Here is a 17,544-nt window from a genome sequence, read left to right as displayed (position 1 = left end):
TTTCGCCGGCCGTGCGTTCCAGACAAGAACCCGACCGGTCGTATTTCGGCGCATCCCTCGTGGGAGAGACTCCCCATATAGCAGCCCCCATCGGCAGACTCAATCTGGGGCCACAATCTGGGGCAGCGGCGGTGGAGAGCGACCGACTGGCCGGCCCGTCCCGCTACAGCGCCACGGTTTCGTAACGCGCGCTGTCCGGGGCGCCGGCGGCGAAGCGCCAGAGGCTCTCCGCCCGGTCTCCGCTCGGTGCGGCCAGGGCGATCAGCGAACTGGAGACCGTGCCGAAGCCGTTGGGCAGGGCGACGTTCATGGCGCCCTCCGGCCCCACGGCCGGGTCGTGGTCCCGGCTGGCCAGCAAACTCTCCCAGGCGTCCCAGACGCCCTTGGAGGGATCGGGAATGCGCGCGTTGCGAAACTTCGGGAGGAAGTGCCCGATCCGGGGACTTTTCATGTCGTTGCGGTCGGCCGCCGTGATCATCGAGAAGCCGGGCGGCAGCGGTTGGACGATGACGGACTCGGCGTCCTCGCCCAGGTGGCGCAGCCAGAAGGCGTCCCGCGAATCGGCGATCACCAGATTGAAGCTGCGGTAGGCCGCCGGCTCCAGATGCGCGAGGGCCGCCGCCGCCGCCGCGGCATCGGCGTGGTCGAGCGCCTCCAGCACCAACTCGCCGCGACTGCGCTTGCCGGCCGCCGGACCTAGCGAGCCGTAGCGGTTCAGAATGCAGGCCGCCACGCCGTGATCGTTGATCCCGAGCCACGATCCACCGGCCAGTTCGTCCTGTCCCGCGACGATGTCAGGCCGGTCGGGCCAGTGCCGGCCCGGAGGCCGCCAGGGCCGGTCGCCCATCTCGTCACGGTTGCCGGCGAGCAGCAGCGGCCAGGGGTCGCTGGGGCGTCTAAGCAGAAGAAGCGTACACATCTATCCATGATCATAGGGGCTGTGCGGTTTCGGTTCACCTGTCGCGGCCCAGGGGCTATAACGGCGCCGACTGCGGCAGCGATGCGCTGCCGCGAACAGGCGGCAGGGTTAGGCAAGAAGCAAGGATAGCGCAGGCATGAGCTTCAACGATCGCGAAAAGGCGTTCGAGGACAAGTACAAGCACGATCAGGAGGTACAGTTCCGGGTCGATGTGCGGCGCAACAAGCTGCTTGGCCTCTGGGCGGCCGAGCTGCTCGACCTCAAGGGCGCGGAGGCCGAGGCCTATGCCAAAGAGGTCGTCTCCTCGGACTTCGAGGAGGCCGGGCACGAGGACGTCTACCGTAAGGTGATGGGCGACCTGACCGACAAGAAGGTCGATATCTCCGAACACCGGCTGCGCAAGAAGATGGACGAACTGCTCGAAGTCGCCAAACAGCAGGTGATGACGGAGTAGCGCGCTGTCGGTTGCGGACGGCCAGGCGGGCAGTTCTGGCTGCTGGTATCTAGGCTGGCCACCGGTATCTAGATGCGCGGCTTCGGCGCAGGCTCGTGGTCGGAGTCGCCGGAGTTCGGTTCGCCCTTCGGCTCGATCAAAAGCACCTTGACCTCCTGTTCCGCCCGGGGGCGATGCACGACGCCTTTCGGGACGACGAACAGTTCGCCTGCCTTGACGGTTCGGGAAGCTTCGCCCTCGACATCCATCACCATTTCACCCTCTAGGACATAGAAGAAGTCGTCGGAGCTGTCGTGTTTGTGGAAAGGGAATTCGCCCCTGAACTTCACGACCATGATGTCGTTCTCGTTGTAATCGGCGACGACATGGGGGTCCCAATGGGTCGTGAAACGCGCCAGTTTTTCGTCCAGATTTATCGGCTTCATAGCTAGGACCTTTCCGTTTTCCGAGTCACAGGTTGCCACTGAAGTCTTTCGGCTGCTCTTCCGGACCTTAGGCCGCCAACGCCTTGCAGGCGGGAGCCCTGGTCGACGCCTTGGCGACCTCTTCTCGCTTATCTATCCAACCACCGAGCCAACCACCGAGGCCGTATTTTTCGCCGCTGGATGACGATGGCCGCGCCGGCAAGTCCCATCACCACCACCGGCAGAAAGGCTGCGCCGGGCAGCAGCGTGCTGGCGACGCCGGAGACTGCTGGGCCGGCCATACCGCCGACGGCATAGGCGACCGAGAAGGCAGACGCGCCGGCGACCAGCAGAGGGCCTCCGTAGTCGCGCCCCAGGATCGACAGCGCGCAGGTGTAGATCCCGAAGAACGCGGCTCCGGCAATCGCGCCGAGCGGCCAAACGAGCCAACTGGTCGCGGGCACCAGCAGCAGAGCGCCGAAAGACAGTCCGGTTGCAAACAGGCAGGCCGCGGCGATCAGCCATCGGTCTCTCATGTCCAGAAGAATGCCCAGAAGCGGCTGGGCGACAAACATGCCGACATGCATGACGGCGACGAAGGTGGCCGCGGCATTGACGGAAGCGCCGCCCGCCGTCAGGTGCAGCGGCGCCAGTGCCAGGGCCAAGGCATCTGTGAAACCGAAGGCCAGGACGAGAAACAGAAGCAGCGGCGCGGCCCGCGCGAAACGCGGCAGATCGGAAAGCTGAAATTTGCCGGGTTCGACCTTCGCCCGCCTGGAAAGCTGTGCGAAGAAAAAGGCGACCAGCGATACGATCACCGCGCAGGCGGCGAAAGCGAGACCGTTCTCGGTTCCAAGCAGGGGGATCATCATCGGTCCGATCACGAAGCCCGCCGTCATGCCGGCGCCATAGAGGCCCGCGACGCGGCCGCGCACTCTGTCCGCCGTCGCGGCGTTCAGCCAGGCTTCCCCGAAGACATAGATGGCGTTGACGCAGAAACCGAGCGCGAAGCGCAGGACGAACCAGGCAGCTAGGGAGTCGAAGATCGCAAAGGCTGAGAGGATCGCGGCCGTACCCAGCAGACCTGCCACGATCACTTGCCCGGCACGCAGCCGTCGCGACAGATGAGGCACGGTCAGAACCGAGAGTCCCAGCCCCAGCATGAAGGCCGTTGCGTTCAGCCCGACCACTAGATCGGAGGCCCCACGTTCGGCCAGCAGAAGGGAGATCAGCGGATAGGTCAGCCCCTGGGCGATCGCGAAGACGGTGATGCCGAGCACCACCACCGCGACCGAATTCCAGTCGGTCAGCGTGGTCGCCGGGGGGGAGGGCTGTGGCTGCGCTGTCTGATCCATTCCCGAACATCTGCGGCAAGGCCCGCTGCCTTCACAAGCGACTCCTACAGGAAACAGCCCGCCTGAACAGGCGAGCTGTTTTCCTTAGGCGATAACGTCGGTCTCTACATCGGGGCATGCCCTACATTGGGGCCGTGCCCTACATCGAGGCGGGGCCGTCCGTCGGCTTCCTCACGCCCTCCAGAAAGGTTTCGCCACCTCGCGGTCCACCTCCAGGCGGTCCAGTCCGACATCGCGCAGCAGCCGGTCGTCCAGCTCGGCCAGGTCGTAGCGCTGATTGGCGCGATCCTGCCAGGCCATGAACAGCCCGATCACCGTCTCCAGAAGCCCGGCGGACCCGGACTGGCGCAGCGGTGTCTTGGAGAAGCCGGCGTTCGAACCGATGCCGGACCCGTGGGGTGCGACGGGCCGCAGCTGTCCGGCGGGCGTTGTGCCACATGACAGGGTCATGACAAATCTCCTCATGACTGAGACGGGCGGGAGCTGCCGTCTCTCTTCGGTACATGACAGAGTCTGGGCGGCTTGCGGCCTCCGTGCAAACGATGTTATCTCGGGGTTGAGATTAGAAATTTTATAGGCGAGCAAGGCTGCCATGCGTCGTCGTCTTCCTCCGCTCAATGCCCTGCGCGCCTTCGAGGCGGCGGCCCGCCATCTCTCCTTCACCAAGGCGGCGGAGGAGTTGGTCGTGACCCAGGCGGCCGTCAGTCATCAGGTCAAGGCGCTGGAGGAGCATCTCGGGGTGTCCCTGTTCCGTCGGCTCAACCGGGCGCTTGCCTTGACTGAGGCCGGCCGCAGCCTGCTGCCGGCCGCGCAGGAGGCCTTCGATCTGCTGGACGCCGCCGCCCGGCGCCTGCGGCAGGCGGAGGCCGGCGGTCCGCTGCGCGTCTCGGCCTTGTCCTCCTTCGCGTCGAAGTGGCTGCTCCCGCGCCTCGCCCGCTTTCGCGCGACCCAGCCGGGGGTCGATGTCCTGGTCTCCGCCGACGACCGTCTGGTGGACATGGAGCGCGAGGAGATCGATATCGGCTTGCGCTACGGATCCGGCGTCTATCCGGGCCTGCGGGTCGACTGGCTGATGGGCGACGAGATCTTGCCGGTCTGCGCGCCCTCTCTCTGCGAAGGGGATAACGCCCTGCGGAGGCCGGAAGATCTGAAACACCATACCCTGCTGCACGACGAGGTCAGCGGCACGGCCGACAGTCCGGACTGGCGCGTCTGGTTTCAGGCGGCCGGTCTGCAGGACTGCGGCATCGATATGGAGCGCGGCCCCGGCTACTCCCACATGGCCATGGTTCTGGAGGCGGCGATGGCGGGCGAAGGCGTGGCGCTGGGTCGGCTGTCGCTGGCCTGCGACGATCTGCGCGCCGGCCGCCTGGTCTGTCCCTTCGGCCCCCGGCTGCGGACCCGCTTCGCCTACTGGATCGTCTCCAGCCCGGTCATGGCGGAACGGCCCAAGGTCGTCGCCTTCCGGGACTGGCTGCTGGCTGAGGCCCGCAGCGAGTCCACGCCTTTCGCCCTGCTGCAGCGCCCGCCGGAGGCGGAGCAGCACACCCTGGGATCGCCCCGCAACCTGTGAGCGCGAATTTGCGGCCCTGCCTTGCGCCGGGGGGCGGCTGCACTTTGCTCGCGCTGCTGCTATAACGTTTCCATCCGTTGTATCTGTTCAAGACACCCCTAGCCGCAGGAAAGGTCCCGAATGGCCCGCCCCTCCGAGTCCTCGCTTGAAATGATCCGCAAGCTGATCTCCTTCGACACCACCAGTCGGAATTCCAACCTCGGTCTGATCGAGTACGTGCGGGATTATCTGGCCGACCTGGGCGCGAGCTGCGAGCTGATCTACGACGAGACCGGTCAGAAGGCCAATCTCTACGCCACCCTGGGCCCGGCCGACCGCCCGGGAATCGCCCTCTCCGGCCACACCGACGTGGTGCCCGTGGATGGCCAGGAGTGGCAGACCGATCCCTGGGAGATCGTCGAGAAGGACGGCAAGCTCTACGGGCGCGGGACCTGCGATATGAAGTCCTTCGTCGCGGTCGCTCTCGCCAAGGCGCCGGTCTTCGCCAAGGCGGACCTTCAGACGCCGGTGCACTTCTGCTTTTCCTACGACGAGGAGGTTGGCTGCCTGGGCGTGCGCCCCATGCTGGCCCGTCTGGCCGAGTTGCCGGTCAAGCCGGCGCTGGTGGTGGTCGGCGAGCCGACCGACATGAAGGTCATCAACGCCCACAAGGGCAAGATCTCGGTCGAGTGCAACGTGCGCGGTTTCGAGTCCCACTCCTCGCTGGCGCCGACCGGCGTGAACTCGGTGGAGTACGCGGCGCGTCTGGTCGTCAAGCTGCAGGAGATGGCGCGGCGTAAGGAAGCCGAAGGTCCCTTCGATCACGACTTCGACGTGCCCCACACCACGGTTCACACCGGAACGATCCAGGGTGGCACGGCGCTCAACATCGTGCCCAAGGACTGCAGTTTCGAGTTCGAGTTCCGCAATCTGCCGACCGAGAGCTACCAGCCGCTTTACGAGGAGGTCGTTGCCTACGCACGCGATGTGCTGGAGCCGGAGATGCAGGCGCGTCGGCCCGGCACGGGCTTCAGCTTCCAGGAGATGTCGACCATCGCGCCGATGGACACGCCCGGCGAGCATCCGGTCGTGGCCCTGGCCAAGGCCCTGACCGGCGCCAACGCCACCAGCAAGGTCGCCTTCGGCACCGAGGCCGGCCTCTTCAACGAGGCTTCCATTCCCTCGGTGGTCTGCGGGCCCGGCTCCATCGAACAGGCGCACAAGCCCAATGAATTCATCGCTCTGGACCAGGTTGCGCTCTGCGAGCGTTTCATGGACCGCCTGACGGAGCGTCTGGTCGCCGAGCGCCTGTCGGCCGCCTAGGCGCGGCTGAGTGCGAGACTCGCCCCCAAGCCCACCCCCCGATCCGGCTCCAGATCCGGCTCCGGGTCCTGCCGCCGACCCCGGGTCCGAACCAGCCTCGGACTCGGCCAGCGAGGTCGCGACCAAGGCGACCCTGAAGCAGCGAGCGCCGGGCATCGCCCTGGCCCTGCTGCTCGGCACCCTGGGCGGCTGGGCTGCCTCGGCGCTCGACCTGCCGTTGCCCTGGATGATCGGCGCCATGACCGCGACGACGGTCGCCGCCGTCGCGGGCGCGCCGATTGCCATGGCGCAACCGCTGCGCACCGTGATGGTGGCGGTGCTCGGCGTCATGCTGGGCAGCGGCTTTACACCCGAGATCCTGGCGCGGCTCGACGAGTGGATCGTCAGCCTGCTGTCGCTCTTCGCCTACATCGCCCTGGCCGGCGGCGCGGGCCTGCTCTACTTCCGGCGCGTCTGCGGCTACGACCCGATCACCGCCTACTTCTCGGCCATGCCCGGCGGCCTGTCCGAGATGATCGTGGTCGGCGGCGAGATGGGCGGCGACGCCCGGCGCATTTCGCTCGCCCATGCCTCACGGCTGTTGCTGGTGGTGCTGACCATCCCCTTCGCCTTCCGCTGGCTGGAGGAGTTCGAGCCGGGCAGCCGTCCGGCCGCCGGTCTGCCCATCGCCAGCATTCCGCCGGTCGACCTGGGCATCCTGGCGCTCTGCGGCCTGGTCGGCTTCGCCCTGGCCCGGGCGGTCAAGGTGCCGGCCGCCGCCGTGGTCGGGCCGATGCTGGTCAGCGCCGTCGTGCACTTGGCCGGCTGGACGGACGCCGCGCCGCCGGTCGAGCTGGTCTCGGCCGCCCAGGTGGCCGTCGGCGCCGCCATCGGCGCGCGCTTCGCCGGCACCGAGCTGCGGCTGGTGCTCCAGACCCTGGTGCAGTCCTTCGGCGCGACCGCGATCCTGGTGGCCGTGACCCTGCTGTTCGCCGGCGGCCTGAGTCTCGCGCTGGATCTGGATCCGCGCGCCCTGGTGTTGGCCTTCGCGCCGGGCGGCCTGGCCGAGATGAGTCTGATCGCCATCGCGCTGGGCGCCGACGCGGCCTTCGTCGCCACCCACCATATCGTTCGGATCGTGCTGATCGTGGTGCTGGCCCCCGCCGCCTTCCGGCTGATGGGCTGGCGACGACCGCCCAAGCGCGAATGATCGCCGGCAGCGCATAAGGAGAGGCACCGGGTATGGCGCAGGCGGGGATCGCGGGACTGCGCGTCGTGGTGACGGCCGGGGCGGCTGGCATCGGACGCGACATCGCCGAGCGTTTCCTGGACGGTGGCGCCAAGGTGCACCTCTGCGACCTCGACGCTCCCGCGCTCGAGGCAACCGCCGCCGAGTTGCAGCCGGCCGGAACCACGCTGGCGGATGTCTGCGATCCTCAGGCCGTGGCGCGCCTGTTCCGGGAGGCGGAGGCCAGTCTCGGTGGCCTGGACGTTCTGGTGAACAATGCCGGGATCGCCGGGCCGACGGCGGCGGTCGAAGACATCGAACTGGAGGACTGGCGCCGGACGCTCGACGTGAACGTCACCGGACAGTTCCTCTGCATCCGGCAGGCCGTGCCGCTGCTGCGGGCGGCCGGTGGCGGCTGCATCGTCAACCTCGCCTCGGCGGCGGGGCTGCGCGGCTATCCCCTGCGCACGCCTTACGTAGCCAGCAAGTGGGCGGTGGTCGGTCTGACCCAGTCCCTCGCCATGGAACTCGGCCCCGACGGCATCCGGGTCAACGCACTCTGTCCCGGCCCGGTGGAGGGCGAACGGATCGACCGGGTGATCGCGGCCAAGGCCGCCGCGCGTGGGATCTCCGAGGCCGAGATGCGCGCCGAGCTGACGCGCGACATCTCCCTGCGCAGCTTCGTGACGGCCCGGGACATCGCCGACATGGCCCTCTACCTCGCCGGCCCCTCCGGCGCCCGGATCAGCGGCCAGGCGCTGTCCATCGACGGCAACATCGAAGTGCTGCGCTGAGGTCCGAGCGAACCTGTTTCTGGGAGTCTCTTGGCCAGGCTCTCCGATCGTTCCATCGGGATCGGCATTATAACTTTAACGAAGATGAAAGGGGTTCCGAACAACGAATGATTGTTGATTCCGTGCCTCGCAAGTCAGGCACTATCGGCAGGAGGCGGCGATGCCTGGTGGCGTGGCCGAGACTAGAGAATGACCAGTTTGCCAAAGCGTCTGATGCTCTCGGGTTTTGCCGCTTTCAGCCTCGTAGTGTTGTCGGCCTGTGCAACACCGGAGCCGCCCTTGTCCGAGTTCGGCGCGAACCTCAAGCAGACACAAGAGAAGCTGGACGCCTGCCGCCGGGCGGCCGCTGAGAAGAGCCAAAGCAGGACGCGGCTCGCTCGCGCCATGGGGACCAAGTCCGCGTCGCTCGTACTGCTTGTCGAACGCGACACGATTACCGATGAGGAGCGTGTCGCGCTTCTCGATTATCGCGAGGCTCGGAAGCCTTGCCGCCGTCTGGCGTTCGAGGAGTACGGCAAGTTCTCTCCAGGGCATGCTGAGGTCTATCGCGGTCTCTTTGCTCAGATCGACCAGACCAATGCCAGCTTGATGGAGCGGCAGATTGCCTGGGGAGAAGCCAACAATCTGACGTTACGGCACGCCTTCCGGCTTCAAGCTGGTTTCAGAGAGATCGAACGAGCGGTTGCGGATCGCAGCGATGTTGCCCTCGTGGTGCAATTCGGTCTGTCCGAGGAGCAGGAGGAAGCCATCGAAGACTGGCCGCAGAATGAGCAGATCCTGTACAGCGAAGCGCAACCGACCTATCGGGATTGCAGCTTGGTCGAAGCGACCATTGTGTGCTCCGACTCGTGAGATGCTGCCCTTCTGACGCACGGGGCTTCTCAAAAGCCCGCTATCTACACGTCCAGAGCGAGATCGGGTGTCGTGACGTGCTTGCCGGCGCTGCCGAACAGGGACGACTGGATCTCAGTCAAACGGCCTAACGTCAGACCCGCTCTTCCACCGTGCCGCCCAGGCCACGCAGGCCATTGGCGACGGTGTCCAGGCCGCGCTGCAGCGTGTCGCCGTCGGTGCTGCGCAGCACGACGGAGACGCCGAAGCCGCCGCCCCGGGCGAAGGGGTAGCTGCCGATGTCTAGGGTCTCGGCGAAGGCGGCCTGGGCGTCGGTCAGCACGCCGGCGATCACGCTCTCCGGCAGGTCGACCTCCAGCGCGCGGGACAGCAGCGGCGCGCCGCCGACCAGGCCGGGGGCCAGGCTTTCGAACATCGCCTGCATGATCGTCGGTATGCCGGCCAGGACGTGGACGTTCTCGATCCGGAAGCCGGGCGCAGTGCTGACCGGGTTCTCGATCAGCGCAGCCCCCTCGGGCGTGCGCGCCATGCGCAGGCGGGCCGGGTTGATCTTGTCGCCGTAGTGGGCGTCCAGCAGGGCGCGCGCCTCGGGATGCTCGATCAGCGGGCGGCCGACAGCCTTGGCGATGCAGTCCGCCGTGATGTCGTCGTGGGTCGGGCCGATGCCGCCCGTCGTGAAGAGGTAGTTGACCCGCGCGCGCAGGGCGTTGACGGCCTCCACGATAGCGGCCTCGTCGTCCGCCACGACCCGCGCCTCGATCAGGCGGATGCCCAGCTCGGTACAGCGCTGCGCGATGTAGCCCAGGTTGGCGTCCTTGGTCCGCCCCGAAAGAATCTCGTTGCCGATCAGCAGGACCGCCGCCGTGACGATGCGGTCCGGGCGCGCGGAGCTAGCGGTATCCTCGGACATGCGGGCCGGCCGCTCTACTGGGCCGGCGGCGGCGGAGCGGAGCCGGCCGGCGCGCCCTGCACGTAGCCCTTGGATTCCATGCAGTCCCCGAACAGGCGCGACTGCCGGTTTCGGGCCTCGAAGTCGTCGAGCCGGCCCTGGAACTGACGCGCGACGTTGTAGCTGCCGGACTGGCTGAGGTTGCCGCTGATGTCCTGGTCGATCTGCCGGTTGCTGCGGACCCGAGCGCGCGAGAAGGCGTAGCAGCTCTCGATGTCGTCCTGCCGCCGCGCGTCGGCCACGCCCGGCTGGCTCCAGACCAGCGCCTCCGGCGGCACCGAGAGCAGGGGCGAGGTCTCGCCCGCCGGCGCCGTGGCGCTGGGCAGGCCGCTGGGCGCGGGATCGGACGAGCCGCAGGCGGACAACAGGAACAGAAGGGCGGCGGGCAACAGGAAGGTGAGCTTTATCATAGCCTGTAAAGTGACCTGCGCCGCCGCGCCCCGCAAGTGCGAAGGCTTTCGCCTGCCTCACCCGAGCAATGGGGGCGAACCCGCGATTCCCCCAGCCGGCGAAGTGCTTTAGCTTCGCGCCCGCCATGCGTTTCGACTCTCCGCTCGTCCCCGCCCGCCTGATCCGCCGCTACAAGCGCTTCCTCGCCGACGTCGTCTTCGAGGAGGGGCGCGAGGAGGGCGGAGAGGCCACGGCGCACTGCCCCAACCCCGGCGCCATGCTGGGCCTCGCCACGCCCGGCGTGCGGGTCTGGCTGTCGCCCGCCGCCAACCCGGCCCGCAAGCTGCGCTGGACCTGGGAACTGACGGAGCCGGCGGAGGGGCTGGGCGAGGGCCTGGTCGGGATCAACACGGGCCATCCCAACCGCCTGGCGGCCGAGGCCATCTCGGCCGGGGTCCTGCCGGAGCTGTCGGGCTATGGCGGCCTGCGCCGGGAGGTCAAGTACGGCCGCAACAGCCGCATCGACCTGCTGCTGGAGGAGGAAGGGCGGCCGCCCTGCTACGTCGAGGTCAAGAACGTCCACCTGCGCCGGGCCGAGGGGCTGGCGGAGTTTCCCGACTGCGTCACCACGCGCGGCGCAAAGCATCTGGAAGAGCTGGGCGACATGGTCGAGGCGGGGCATCGCGCGGTCATGCTCTACATCGTGCAGCGCGGCGACTGCCGCAGCTTCGCGATCGCCGAGGATCTGGACCCCGGCTACGCCAAGGCGCTGACACGGGCCCTGGCGCGCGGCGTCGAGGCCTATTGCCTGGCCTGCGAGATCACGCCGCAGGAGATCCGGGCGTTGCATCCCCTGCCGCTCGACATCTAGCGTCCCGTCAGGACCGGCGGCAGGCCCCGGCGGAGCTGGGGTGGAACGCGAAGGCCTTGAACCGCTCCGCGTCAGGTGCAAACTAGCGCATTCGAGCAGGCCGCCGGGCCGTCGCGGGTGCGTCCGGCGCGGGTTTCCCCTCCTCACCCATGAGAGCAAGCACAGGCGCGATGCAAGATCAGCAGGCCCTCGCCGAGCGGCGACAGATCGTGATCCACGGCCCCGAGGACTTCGAGGGCATGCGCCGGGCCGGCCGCCTGGCCGCCGAGACGCTGGACTATCTGACGCCCCTGGTGAAGCCCGGCGTGACGACGGAGGAGCTGGACCGCCAGGCCCACGACTTTATCGTCGCCAGCGGCGCCGTTCCGGCGCCGCTGAACTACCGGGGCTTTCCCAAGTCGATCTGCACCTCCGTCAACCACGTGGTCTGCCACGGCATTCCCAGCCCGCAGAAGAAGCTGCTGGACGGCGACACCATCAACATCGACGTGACCGTCATCCTGGACGGCTGGCACGGCGACACCAGCCGCATGTTCTACGTCGGCAAGCCCAGCGTGAAGGCGCGCAAGCTGGTCGAGGTGACCTACGAGGCCATGATGCGCGGCATTCAGGTGGTCCGGCCCGGCGCCACCCTGGGCGACATCGGCCACGCCATACAGTCTTTCGCCGAGGGCAACCGCTTTTCCGTCGTGCGCGACTTCTGCGGCCACGGGCTCGGCCGCGTCTTCCACGACGCCCCCTCGATCCTGCACTACGGCCGCCCCGGCACCGGCGCGGTGCTGGAGGAGGGGATGTTCTTCACCGTCGAGCCGATGGTGAACGCCGGCCGCTATGAGGTGAAGCTGCTGGACGACGGCTGGACGGCGGTGACCCGCGACCGCTCGCTCTCCGCGCAGTTCGAACACTCCATCGGCGTCACGGCCGACGGCTACGAGATCTTCACCGGCTCGCCCAAGGGCTGGACCTGCCCGCCCTACGAGGGGGCGTAAGGCAGGCGCGCGCAGGGGGCCTGACGCGGGCACGCCTGGCACGCCGACGACAAGGCTACAGGACCGCGAAAGGGGGAGCGGTTTGGACGACCTGATCGGCAAACACCCGAAAGCGGGCGACCCGAAGGCGGGCGACCCGAAGGCGGGCAGCTCGGATAGCGGCCCCCAGGACATCGGTGGCGCCCCAGCGCCCGAGAAACCCTCACCCGAGAAACCCCATTACCTCGGCCACCGCGCGCGCCTGCGCCGCCGCCTGCTGGAGCAAGGGCCGGGCACGCTGCTCGATCACGAGCTGCTGGAGATGCTGCTCTTCGCCGCCAACCCGCGCGGCGACACCAAGCCCCTGGCCAAGCAACTGCTCAGCCGCTTCGGCAGCCTGGAGCGCGCGCTCTCCGCGACCCCGGCGGAACTGGCCAAGGTCAAGGGCCTGGGGGAGGCCGGTGCGGCCGTGCTGACCGTGGTGCCGGAGGCGGCGCGCCGCCTGGCCCTTGAGCAGGCCCAGGACCGGCCGGTCGTCGCCTCCTGGCAGAAGCTGCTCGACTACTGCCGCGTCGCCCTGGCGCACGAGCGGGTCGAGTGCTTCCACGTCCTCTTCCTCGACCGCAAGAACAAGCTGATCGCCGACGAACGCCAGCAGCGCGGCACGGTCGACCACACCCCGGTCTACCCGCGCGAGGTGGTCAAGCGCGCCCTGGAACTGAACGCCTCCGCCCTCATCCTGGTCCACAACCACCCCTCCGGCGACCCCACCCCCAGCCAGGCCGACATCGCCATGACCCAGGCGGTGGTCGAGGCCGCCGCCAAGCTGGAAATCCGCGTCCACGACCACGTCGTGATAGGCCGCGAGGGACACGCGAGCTTCCGGTCGCTGGGGTTGTTGTGAGGGGGAGGCTGTATCTAGCCGTGCTCAATCACATGATTAAAGTCACCGTATCCAACTTGAACTCCATGCAGTCGCCGGCTAGCCGCTAGAAGAGGATTGAGTGTCTGGACGGGAGCATGGCGCAGAATAGACCTCGCCTTTGCCGTGAATAATCGCAATTTTTATTACAAAGTCCGCAAATAAATTGCGCATTCAGTTGTTTCGAAAATAAATAAAGCTAAATAAGATTTAGTATCATGCCAATAATATAAAAAATTTAATTCATATCCAGAATCAAAACAACGTTGGATCCTTGGGAAAGCTAGATTCATACACTTAGAATTGTAAATTCAAAGTGGCAAAGAAGCTAGGGTTGCGTTACAGTGACAGGCCTCGCTAGACAGCGTTACCCTTTTTGAGAGTTGTGCTGTTGATGCAAGTCGAGTGGTTGCAAGCTCTGGCTGGCTGAGGTCTAAAATGAAACTGCAGCGCGCGCACATTAAAAATTTTCGAAGACTCGAAAATGTCATTTTTGAATTTGATGAACGGGAAACAGTATTTGTTGGTCCGAATAATAGTGGCAAGACATCCGCCACTAGTTTGTTTCGTTGTTTTCTTGGGAAGCGAGATTTCAAGATTCATGATTTCCCTCTAGCTTCGCTATCATTAATTGACAGCTTCGACCCCGGTACGGAAGCCGCTAACCTTCCGCATATTCGTTTGGATTTATGGCTCTCGCTTGACCCGTTGTCGGTCGAGTATATGCGTGTGATTTCACTAATTTCGGATCTGAGTGGAACGCCTGAAATCGGCATAGGCTGCACGTTTTCAGTCAATGATAAAGCGGAGCTTTGGCGCAACTACGAGATTACTTTCCCCGCAGATAAAGACGGCAATCGAAAGCGGGAGTTGAGCGAGTTTCTCAGCCTTGAGGGAAACCTGCGGAAGCACTTCTCGATCAAGTATCACGCACTTAGACTCGACGGAGAGGCTGTCGAGCGCCTTCCTATTCAACCCGTCGAAGGAAAGCGGACACTGCGCTCGCTTTTGCGTGTCGATTTTGTCGATGCGCAACGCTATGTGCAGGACGATGAAGAGACGAGTCGGGGCAGTAAATTGTCTTCTGCCTTTGCGACCTTTTATCGAGAAAACTTGCAGCATGCCGAAGCTGGAGAGGAAGCGGTACGGATTGTCGAAGAGAACAATGCGCGGCTAACCGAACACTACGGCACAAGCTTTGCCGAGCTTCTAAAAATTCTCAAAGGTCTCGGTGTCCCGTCAGCACATGAAAGAGAACTTCAAATCGTCTCGACTGTCGGTGCAGAAGAAGCTTTGCGCGGCACCACTGAGCTTTTTTACTCAGAAGCTGAAAGCCCACACTCGCTGCCTGAAGCCTATAACGGACTTGGCTTAAAGAACCTAATCCTGATGGCTATCCAATTACGGGACTACCAAGTTCAGTGGGCCAATACGGCGGAAGATCGACCCCTTTGTCATGTTGTATTCATCGAGGAGCCTGAGGTGCATCTGCATGCTCAGATTCAGCAGACCTTTGTCTCGAATATGTGGATGATCCTGAACGATCTCGCGGAGGCGGAGGGCGTGGGGCCGCAGCTCGTTATTACAACGCATTCATCTCACATTCTCAATTCCGTCGATTTCGAGAAGGTCCGGTATTTCCGCCGCTGCCGGAGAAGAAGCGAGGACCCTTCGACAACCCCGTTGCTGTCAATCTCCGAAGTTCTCGACCTGCGCAGTTTTCAGATGCAAGCCGTGTCAACGGATGACAACGACATCTCGTCTGAAGATGCTTTGAAGTTCTTAAAGCGATATCTAACACTGACGCATTGCGATTTGATGTTCGCCGATGCTGCGATCTTAATCGAAGGGGCGGCCGAGCGGATCCTGCTGCCAGCCATGATTAATATGGCCGAGCCCGGCTTGCGCTCAGCTTATCTCACGACCTTAGAGGTTGGTGGCGCTTACGCCCACATTTTTGCAGATCTGATGGCGTTCTTGCACATCCCCTACCTAGTAATCACGGATATAGACTCCGTGAAGCCGTCGCATGCTGGCGGAAAGATGAAAGCCTGTTGTGCATCGGACAAAGGCGCTGTGACGTCAAACGGTGCGCTTAAGTTATTCTTTCCAGGGAAAAATTCGATAGCAGCGTTGAGTGGCTCAACAGTAGCGCAACAGATCCAGGCAGATGGTGATCGTTTTGTCGCCTTTCAGAAACCTGTTGAGATTCAGTATGAAAAAGCATCTGTCACGGTGCATGGGCGAACTCTAGAAGAGACAATAATTTATGAGAATCTCGGCGAGTGCCACGCCGATGGAATTCTATCGGATGTCATGCTTCCTGAAGATCCAGCTCTGCTAAATCAAAAGATATTCGAGCAGGTAAGACAGTCAACTTTCAAGAAGGCTGAGTTTGCCCTGCGCTTACTGAGTGAAGAAGATTGGGAGCCCCCATCATACATCAAAGAAGGATTGGCTTGGCTCGCGAAGCGGCTTGATCTGCAAATCCACGAGGCTGATCAAGCATGAAGCACGATCTCACTAATGCAGATGAGCAAATTCGTACCTGCCTCAAGGAAAGTAAATCCTTCACGGTTGTGGCCGGCGCGGGTTCGGGCAAGACAACCTCTCTGATCGGTGCGTTGGACTTTATCCGCGAGGAATTTGGAAAGAACTTGCGACGCGACGGACAGAGGGTCGCTTGCATTACCTACACCAAACGCGCCTGCGCTGTGATTACAGAACGCCTAGGTTTTGATGCGCTCTTTGAAGTCTCGACGATTCACAGTTTTCTTTGGCGGCAAATTAACCGCTACACCAAGGAGATTCGTACAGCTATCAAGGAGTCGCTTATTCCGGCCAAGCTTGAGAAGTACCGGGACAGAGACAATGGCGGAAACTCGCTGCGCGCACGCGATGCGCGTGAACGCATCGCTGAACTTGAACACGTCCTAGTACATCTCGGTCAAGTGGATAAGTTTGAGTATGACGACACTCAGTTCAGTGACTTTCTTGGCGGCAGGATAGGGCACGATGATGTTGTTGCTCTGTCCTCTCATTTGATATTGACCCACCCTCTTTTGAAGCAACTGATCGGGTATCAGTTCCCTTACATTTTTGTCGATGAGGCACAGGATACTTTCGATTTAGTCGTCCGAGCATTCAATGCAGTGTGCGAAGATGAAGGTCTGCCGATCGTCGGATACTTCGGTGATCCAATGCAGCAAATCTATGAGACTGGTGTTGGGGAGTTCACTGGCTCATCAAATTTTACCCAAATTAACAAAGAAGAGAATTTTCGCTCGGCAACACCCATTATTACCCTAGCGAACTTACTACGCACAGATATTCAGCAAGTTCCTGGTCCAGCGAACAAATCTATTTCAGGTTCAATTAAATTGTTGATCGTTGAGGCTGAGCCTCCTGCAGCTCCTCGCAGTCGTTATACAGATGAGCAGTTGGATCGAGCGCTCTCCCGATTTGACAGAGCGTTAGAGCTGATCGAATGGAAAGATCATAAGAAAGCAAAGCGTCTCTATCTGGTTCGGCAAATGATCGCCCGCAGAATGGGATTCCTTGATTTACATAGGTTATTTACAGGCATCTTTGCGTCCTCGCGCGCGCAAGCTGAATATGAAGAGGGCACTCATTTCCTGCTGAAACCGTTCGTCGACACGCTCTGTCCTATGATCCGTGCTGATCACGATGACGCACAAAAGCGTCTTCTAGATATCTTGCGCGATAGCTCCCCTGCGTTCTCAGTGAAAGGTAAATTGCGTCATAACTCGTTGAAGGAAATGCTCGATCTTGTAAATCAGGTCATGGCTGATCTACGAGCGCTTTGGAAATCGGGCACCACCCGCGAGATTCTGGAATTTGCTGAGAAGAATGGCTTAGTTAGGATCTCTGACCGCTTGTTAAGCAACCTTCATCGTGCGCCGCGCGATGAAGATTTCAATGCTGAAAAAAACTCGGCGGAGAAGTCGGATTGGCTTGCCGATATGTTTTTTGCAAGCCGTGCTGACGATTTGTTGGGTTACACCGATTTTGTAACTGGTAGCACTGCGTTCAGTACTCAGCACGGCGTGAAAGGTGAAGAGTACGACGATGTCCTAGTCATATTTGATGATGTGGAGGCTGCCTGGCACCAGTACAGTTTTACAAAGCTACTGATACCGGGTGTCGTCGGAGAGGGTACCGAAGGCCAGATGCAACGCTCTCGAAAACTCGCATACGTCTGCTTCACCCGAGCGAAGGTGAATTTGCGGATAGTGCTATTTTGCCAACGGCCTGAGGAAGCCAAGGTCGAACTATTGCGCCGAAGACTTTTTGTTGAGAAGGAGGTGGGCGTGTTGAAGCTATGAATATGAAATCGGCGCTAGCTTGGTATCGAGATTCGGAGCGCTCGATAGCTACTGTTTTCCTCAGCATAGCTCGATTGAATTATAACCAGAATTGACCGGGCTTTCATGCTGTTTTACAGAATTCACATGTAATGCCTAGTATTTTCTAATTATTATTGATTGATCTTTTGTATTGATACATGAATATTGATTATTTCCGTGTGAGATATTTGAAAAGAGAGCAAAAAATCTGTTTAGA

The 17,544-nt window shown here is 62.7% G+C and carries 17 protein-coding genes; 11 read left to right on the top strand and 6 right to left on the bottom strand.

The window, feature by feature from the left end:
* Positions 1–163 precede the first annotated feature (163 nt).
* Positions 164–919 (bottom strand): NRDE family protein, encoded by a 756-nt coding sequence (locus tag ACO054_RS11235; protein ID WP_421706665.1) that lies wholly within the window; start codon positions 917–919, stop codon positions 164–166.
* Positions 920–1,055: 136 nt separating this feature from the next.
* Between ACO054_RS11235 and ACO054_RS11230 the strand changes: the two genes are divergently transcribed.
* The gene (locus ACO054_RS11230; RefSeq protein WP_421706664.1) at positions 1,056–1,373 is read left to right on the top strand and encodes a DUF1476 domain-containing protein; all 318 of its coding nucleotides are present in this window, start codon (positions 1,056–1,058) and stop codon (positions 1,371–1,373) included.
* 68 nt (positions 1,374–1,441) lie between these two features.
* On the opposite strand, the gene ACO054_RS11225 is transcribed toward ACO054_RS11230, so the two are convergent.
* From ACO054_RS11225 to ACO054_RS11215, 3 genes are all read right to left on the bottom strand, one after another.
* Complete coding sequence (locus tag ACO054_RS11225; RefSeq protein ID WP_421706663.1) at positions 1,442–1,798, bottom strand: cupin domain-containing protein; 357 nt, start codon at positions 1,796–1,798, stop codon at positions 1,442–1,444.
* A gap of 128 nt (positions 1,799–1,926) precedes the next feature.
* Complete coding sequence (locus ACO054_RS11220; RefSeq protein ID WP_421706662.1) at positions 1,927–3,132, bottom strand: MFS transporter; 1,206 nt, start codon at positions 3,130–3,132, stop codon at positions 1,927–1,929.
* 171 nt (positions 3,133–3,303) lie between these two features.
* Positions 3,304–3,582: a DUF1127 domain-containing protein gene (locus ACO054_RS11215; protein WP_421706661.1), complete on the bottom strand. Its 279-nt coding sequence runs from the start codon at positions 3,580–3,582 to the stop codon at positions 3,304–3,306.
* 142 nt (positions 3,583–3,724) lie between these two features.
* Here ACO054_RS11215 and ACO054_RS11210 point away from each other — a divergent pair, with 142 nt between their 5' ends.
* The 5 genes from ACO054_RS11210 to ACO054_RS11190 all read left to right on the top strand — a co-directional run bounded on the left by ACO054_RS11210 (position 3,725) and on the right by ACO054_RS11190 (position 8,860).
* Positions 3,725–4,705, top strand: a complete 981-nt coding sequence (locus tag ACO054_RS11210) for a transcriptional regulator GcvA (RefSeq protein ID WP_421706660.1) — start codon at positions 3,725–3,727, stop codon at positions 4,703–4,705.
* 120 nt (positions 4,706–4,825) lie between these two features.
* Complete coding sequence (argE, locus tag ACO054_RS11205) at positions 4,826–6,007, top strand: acetylornithine deacetylase (protein ID WP_421706659.1); 1,182 nt, start codon at positions 4,826–4,828, stop codon at positions 6,005–6,007.
* 10 nt (positions 6,008–6,017) lie between these two features.
* Positions 6,018–7,196, top strand: a complete 1,179-nt coding sequence (locus tag ACO054_RS11200; RefSeq protein ID WP_421706658.1) for an AbrB family transcriptional regulator — start codon at positions 6,018–6,020, stop codon at positions 7,194–7,196.
* 32 nt (positions 7,197–7,228) lie between these two features.
* Entirely contained in the window at positions 7,229–8,008 is a 780-nt protein-coding gene (locus tag ACO054_RS11195; RefSeq protein WP_421706657.1) for an SDR family oxidoreductase, read from the top strand.
* Between the two features lie 189 nt (positions 8,009–8,197).
* The gene (locus ACO054_RS11190) at positions 8,198–8,860 is read left to right on the top strand and encodes a hypothetical protein (RefSeq protein WP_421706656.1); all 663 of its coding nucleotides are present in this window, start codon (positions 8,198–8,200) and stop codon (positions 8,858–8,860) included.
* Positions 8,861–8,993: 133 nt separating this feature from the next.
* Here the strand turns inward: ACO054_RS11190 and ACO054_RS11185 are convergent, their stop codons facing one another.
* Both ACO054_RS11185 and ACO054_RS11180 read right to left on the bottom strand, forming a co-directional pair.
* A complete protein-coding gene (locus ACO054_RS11185) occupies positions 8,994–9,770 on the bottom strand; it encodes a competence/damage-inducible protein A (protein WP_421706655.1) in 777 nt (258 codons plus the stop codon).
* 14 nt (positions 9,771–9,784) lie between these two features.
* Positions 9,785–10,219, bottom strand: coding sequence for a hypothetical protein (locus tag ACO054_RS11180; protein WP_421706654.1), 435 nt, complete (start codon positions 10,217–10,219; stop codon positions 9,785–9,787).
* Positions 10,220–10,344: 125 nt separating this feature from the next.
* On the opposite strand from ACO054_RS11180, the gene sfsA reads away from it, so the two are divergent.
* The 5 genes from sfsA to ACO054_RS11155 all read left to right on the top strand — a co-directional run bounded on the left by sfsA (position 10,345) and on the right by ACO054_RS11155 (position 17,306).
* Positions 10,345–11,070: a DNA/RNA nuclease SfsA gene (gene sfsA, locus ACO054_RS11175; protein WP_421706653.1), complete on the top strand. Its 726-nt coding sequence runs from the start codon at positions 10,345–10,347 to the stop codon at positions 11,068–11,070.
* A gap of 170 nt (positions 11,071–11,240) precedes the next feature.
* Positions 11,241–12,059, top strand: a complete 819-nt coding sequence (gene map / locus ACO054_RS11170; RefSeq protein WP_421706652.1) for a type I methionyl aminopeptidase — start codon at positions 11,241–11,243, stop codon at positions 12,057–12,059.
* An 82-nt stretch (positions 12,060–12,141) separates the two neighbouring features.
* On the top strand, positions 12,142–12,942 hold the full coding sequence (gene radC, locus ACO054_RS11165; RefSeq protein WP_421706651.1) for a RadC family protein: 801 nt from the start codon (positions 12,142–12,144) through the stop codon (positions 12,940–12,942).
* Between the two features lie 456 nt (positions 12,943–13,398).
* Positions 13,399–15,471: an ATP-dependent nuclease gene (locus ACO054_RS11160; protein ID WP_421706650.1), complete on the top strand. Its 2,073-nt coding sequence runs from the start codon at positions 13,399–13,401 to the stop codon at positions 15,469–15,471.
* Entirely contained in the window at positions 15,468–17,306 is a 1,839-nt protein-coding gene (locus ACO054_RS11155) for a UvrD-helicase domain-containing protein (RefSeq protein WP_421706649.1), read from the top strand. The genes ACO054_RS11160 and ACO054_RS11155 overlap by 4 nt, the downstream gene beginning before the upstream one ends.
* Positions 17,307–17,544: the final 238 nt, after the last annotated feature.

It is taken from the genome of Algihabitans sp., from assembly GCF_965226985.1.
Classification (GTDB): Bacteria; Pseudomonadota; Alphaproteobacteria; order Kiloniellales; family DSM-21159; genus Algihabitans.
Note: the sequence above shows the minus strand (reverse complement) of the source record. Positions and strands in the feature narration are given on the sequence as shown.

What these genes read in the sequence shown, in the direction of transcription:
- ACO054_RS11195 (WP_421706657.1), top strand. Translation starts at nt 7,229, where the DNA reads ATGGCGCAGGCGGGGATCGCGGGACTGCGCGTCGTGGTGACGGCCGGG.
- argE (WP_421706659.1), top strand. Translation starts at nt 4,826, where the DNA reads ATGGCCCGCCCCTCCGAGTCCTCGCTTGAAATGATCCGCAAGCTGATC.
- ACO054_RS11185 (WP_421706655.1), bottom strand. Translation starts at nt 9,770, where the DNA reads ATGTCCGAGGATACCGCTAGCTCCGCGCGCCCGGACCGCATCGTCACG.
- ACO054_RS11235 (WP_421706665.1), bottom strand. Translation starts at nt 919, where the DNA reads ATGTGTACGCTTCTTCTGCTTAGACGCCCCAGCGACCCCTGGCCGCTG.
- ACO054_RS11160 (WP_421706650.1), top strand. Translation starts at nt 13,399, where the DNA reads ATGAAACTGCAGCGCGCGCACATTAAAAATTTTCGAAGACTCGAAAAT.
- ACO054_RS11215 (WP_421706661.1), bottom strand. Translation starts at nt 3,582, where the DNA reads ATGACCCTGTCATGTGGCACAACGCCCGCCGGACAGCTGCGGCCCGTC.
- ACO054_RS11210 (WP_421706660.1), top strand. Translation starts at nt 3,725, where the DNA reads ATGCGTCGTCGTCTTCCTCCGCTCAATGCCCTGCGCGCCTTCGAGGCG.
- ACO054_RS11180 (WP_421706654.1), bottom strand. Translation starts at nt 10,219, where the DNA reads ATGATAAAGCTCACCTTCCTGTTGCCCGCCGCCCTTCTGTTCCTGTTG.
- sfsA (WP_421706653.1), top strand. Translation starts at nt 10,345, where the DNA reads ATGCGTTTCGACTCTCCGCTCGTCCCCGCCCGCCTGATCCGCCGCTAC.
- map (WP_421706652.1), top strand. Translation starts at nt 11,241, where the DNA reads ATGCAAGATCAGCAGGCCCTCGCCGAGCGGCGACAGATCGTGATCCAC.
- ACO054_RS11230 (WP_421706664.1), top strand. Translation starts at nt 1,056, where the DNA reads ATGAGCTTCAACGATCGCGAAAAGGCGTTCGAGGACAAGTACAAGCAC.
- ACO054_RS11155 (WP_421706649.1), top strand. Translation starts at nt 15,468, where the DNA reads ATGAAGCACGATCTCACTAATGCAGATGAGCAAATTCGTACCTGCCTC.
- ACO054_RS11190 (WP_421706656.1), top strand. Translation starts at nt 8,198, where the DNA reads ATGACCAGTTTGCCAAAGCGTCTGATGCTCTCGGGTTTTGCCGCTTTC.
- ACO054_RS11220 (WP_421706662.1), bottom strand. Translation starts at nt 3,132, where the DNA reads ATGGATCAGACAGCGCAGCCACAGCCCTCCCCCCCGGCGACCACGCTG.
- ACO054_RS11225 (WP_421706663.1), bottom strand. Translation starts at nt 1,798, where the DNA reads ATGAAGCCGATAAATCTGGACGAAAAACTGGCGCGTTTCACGACCCAT.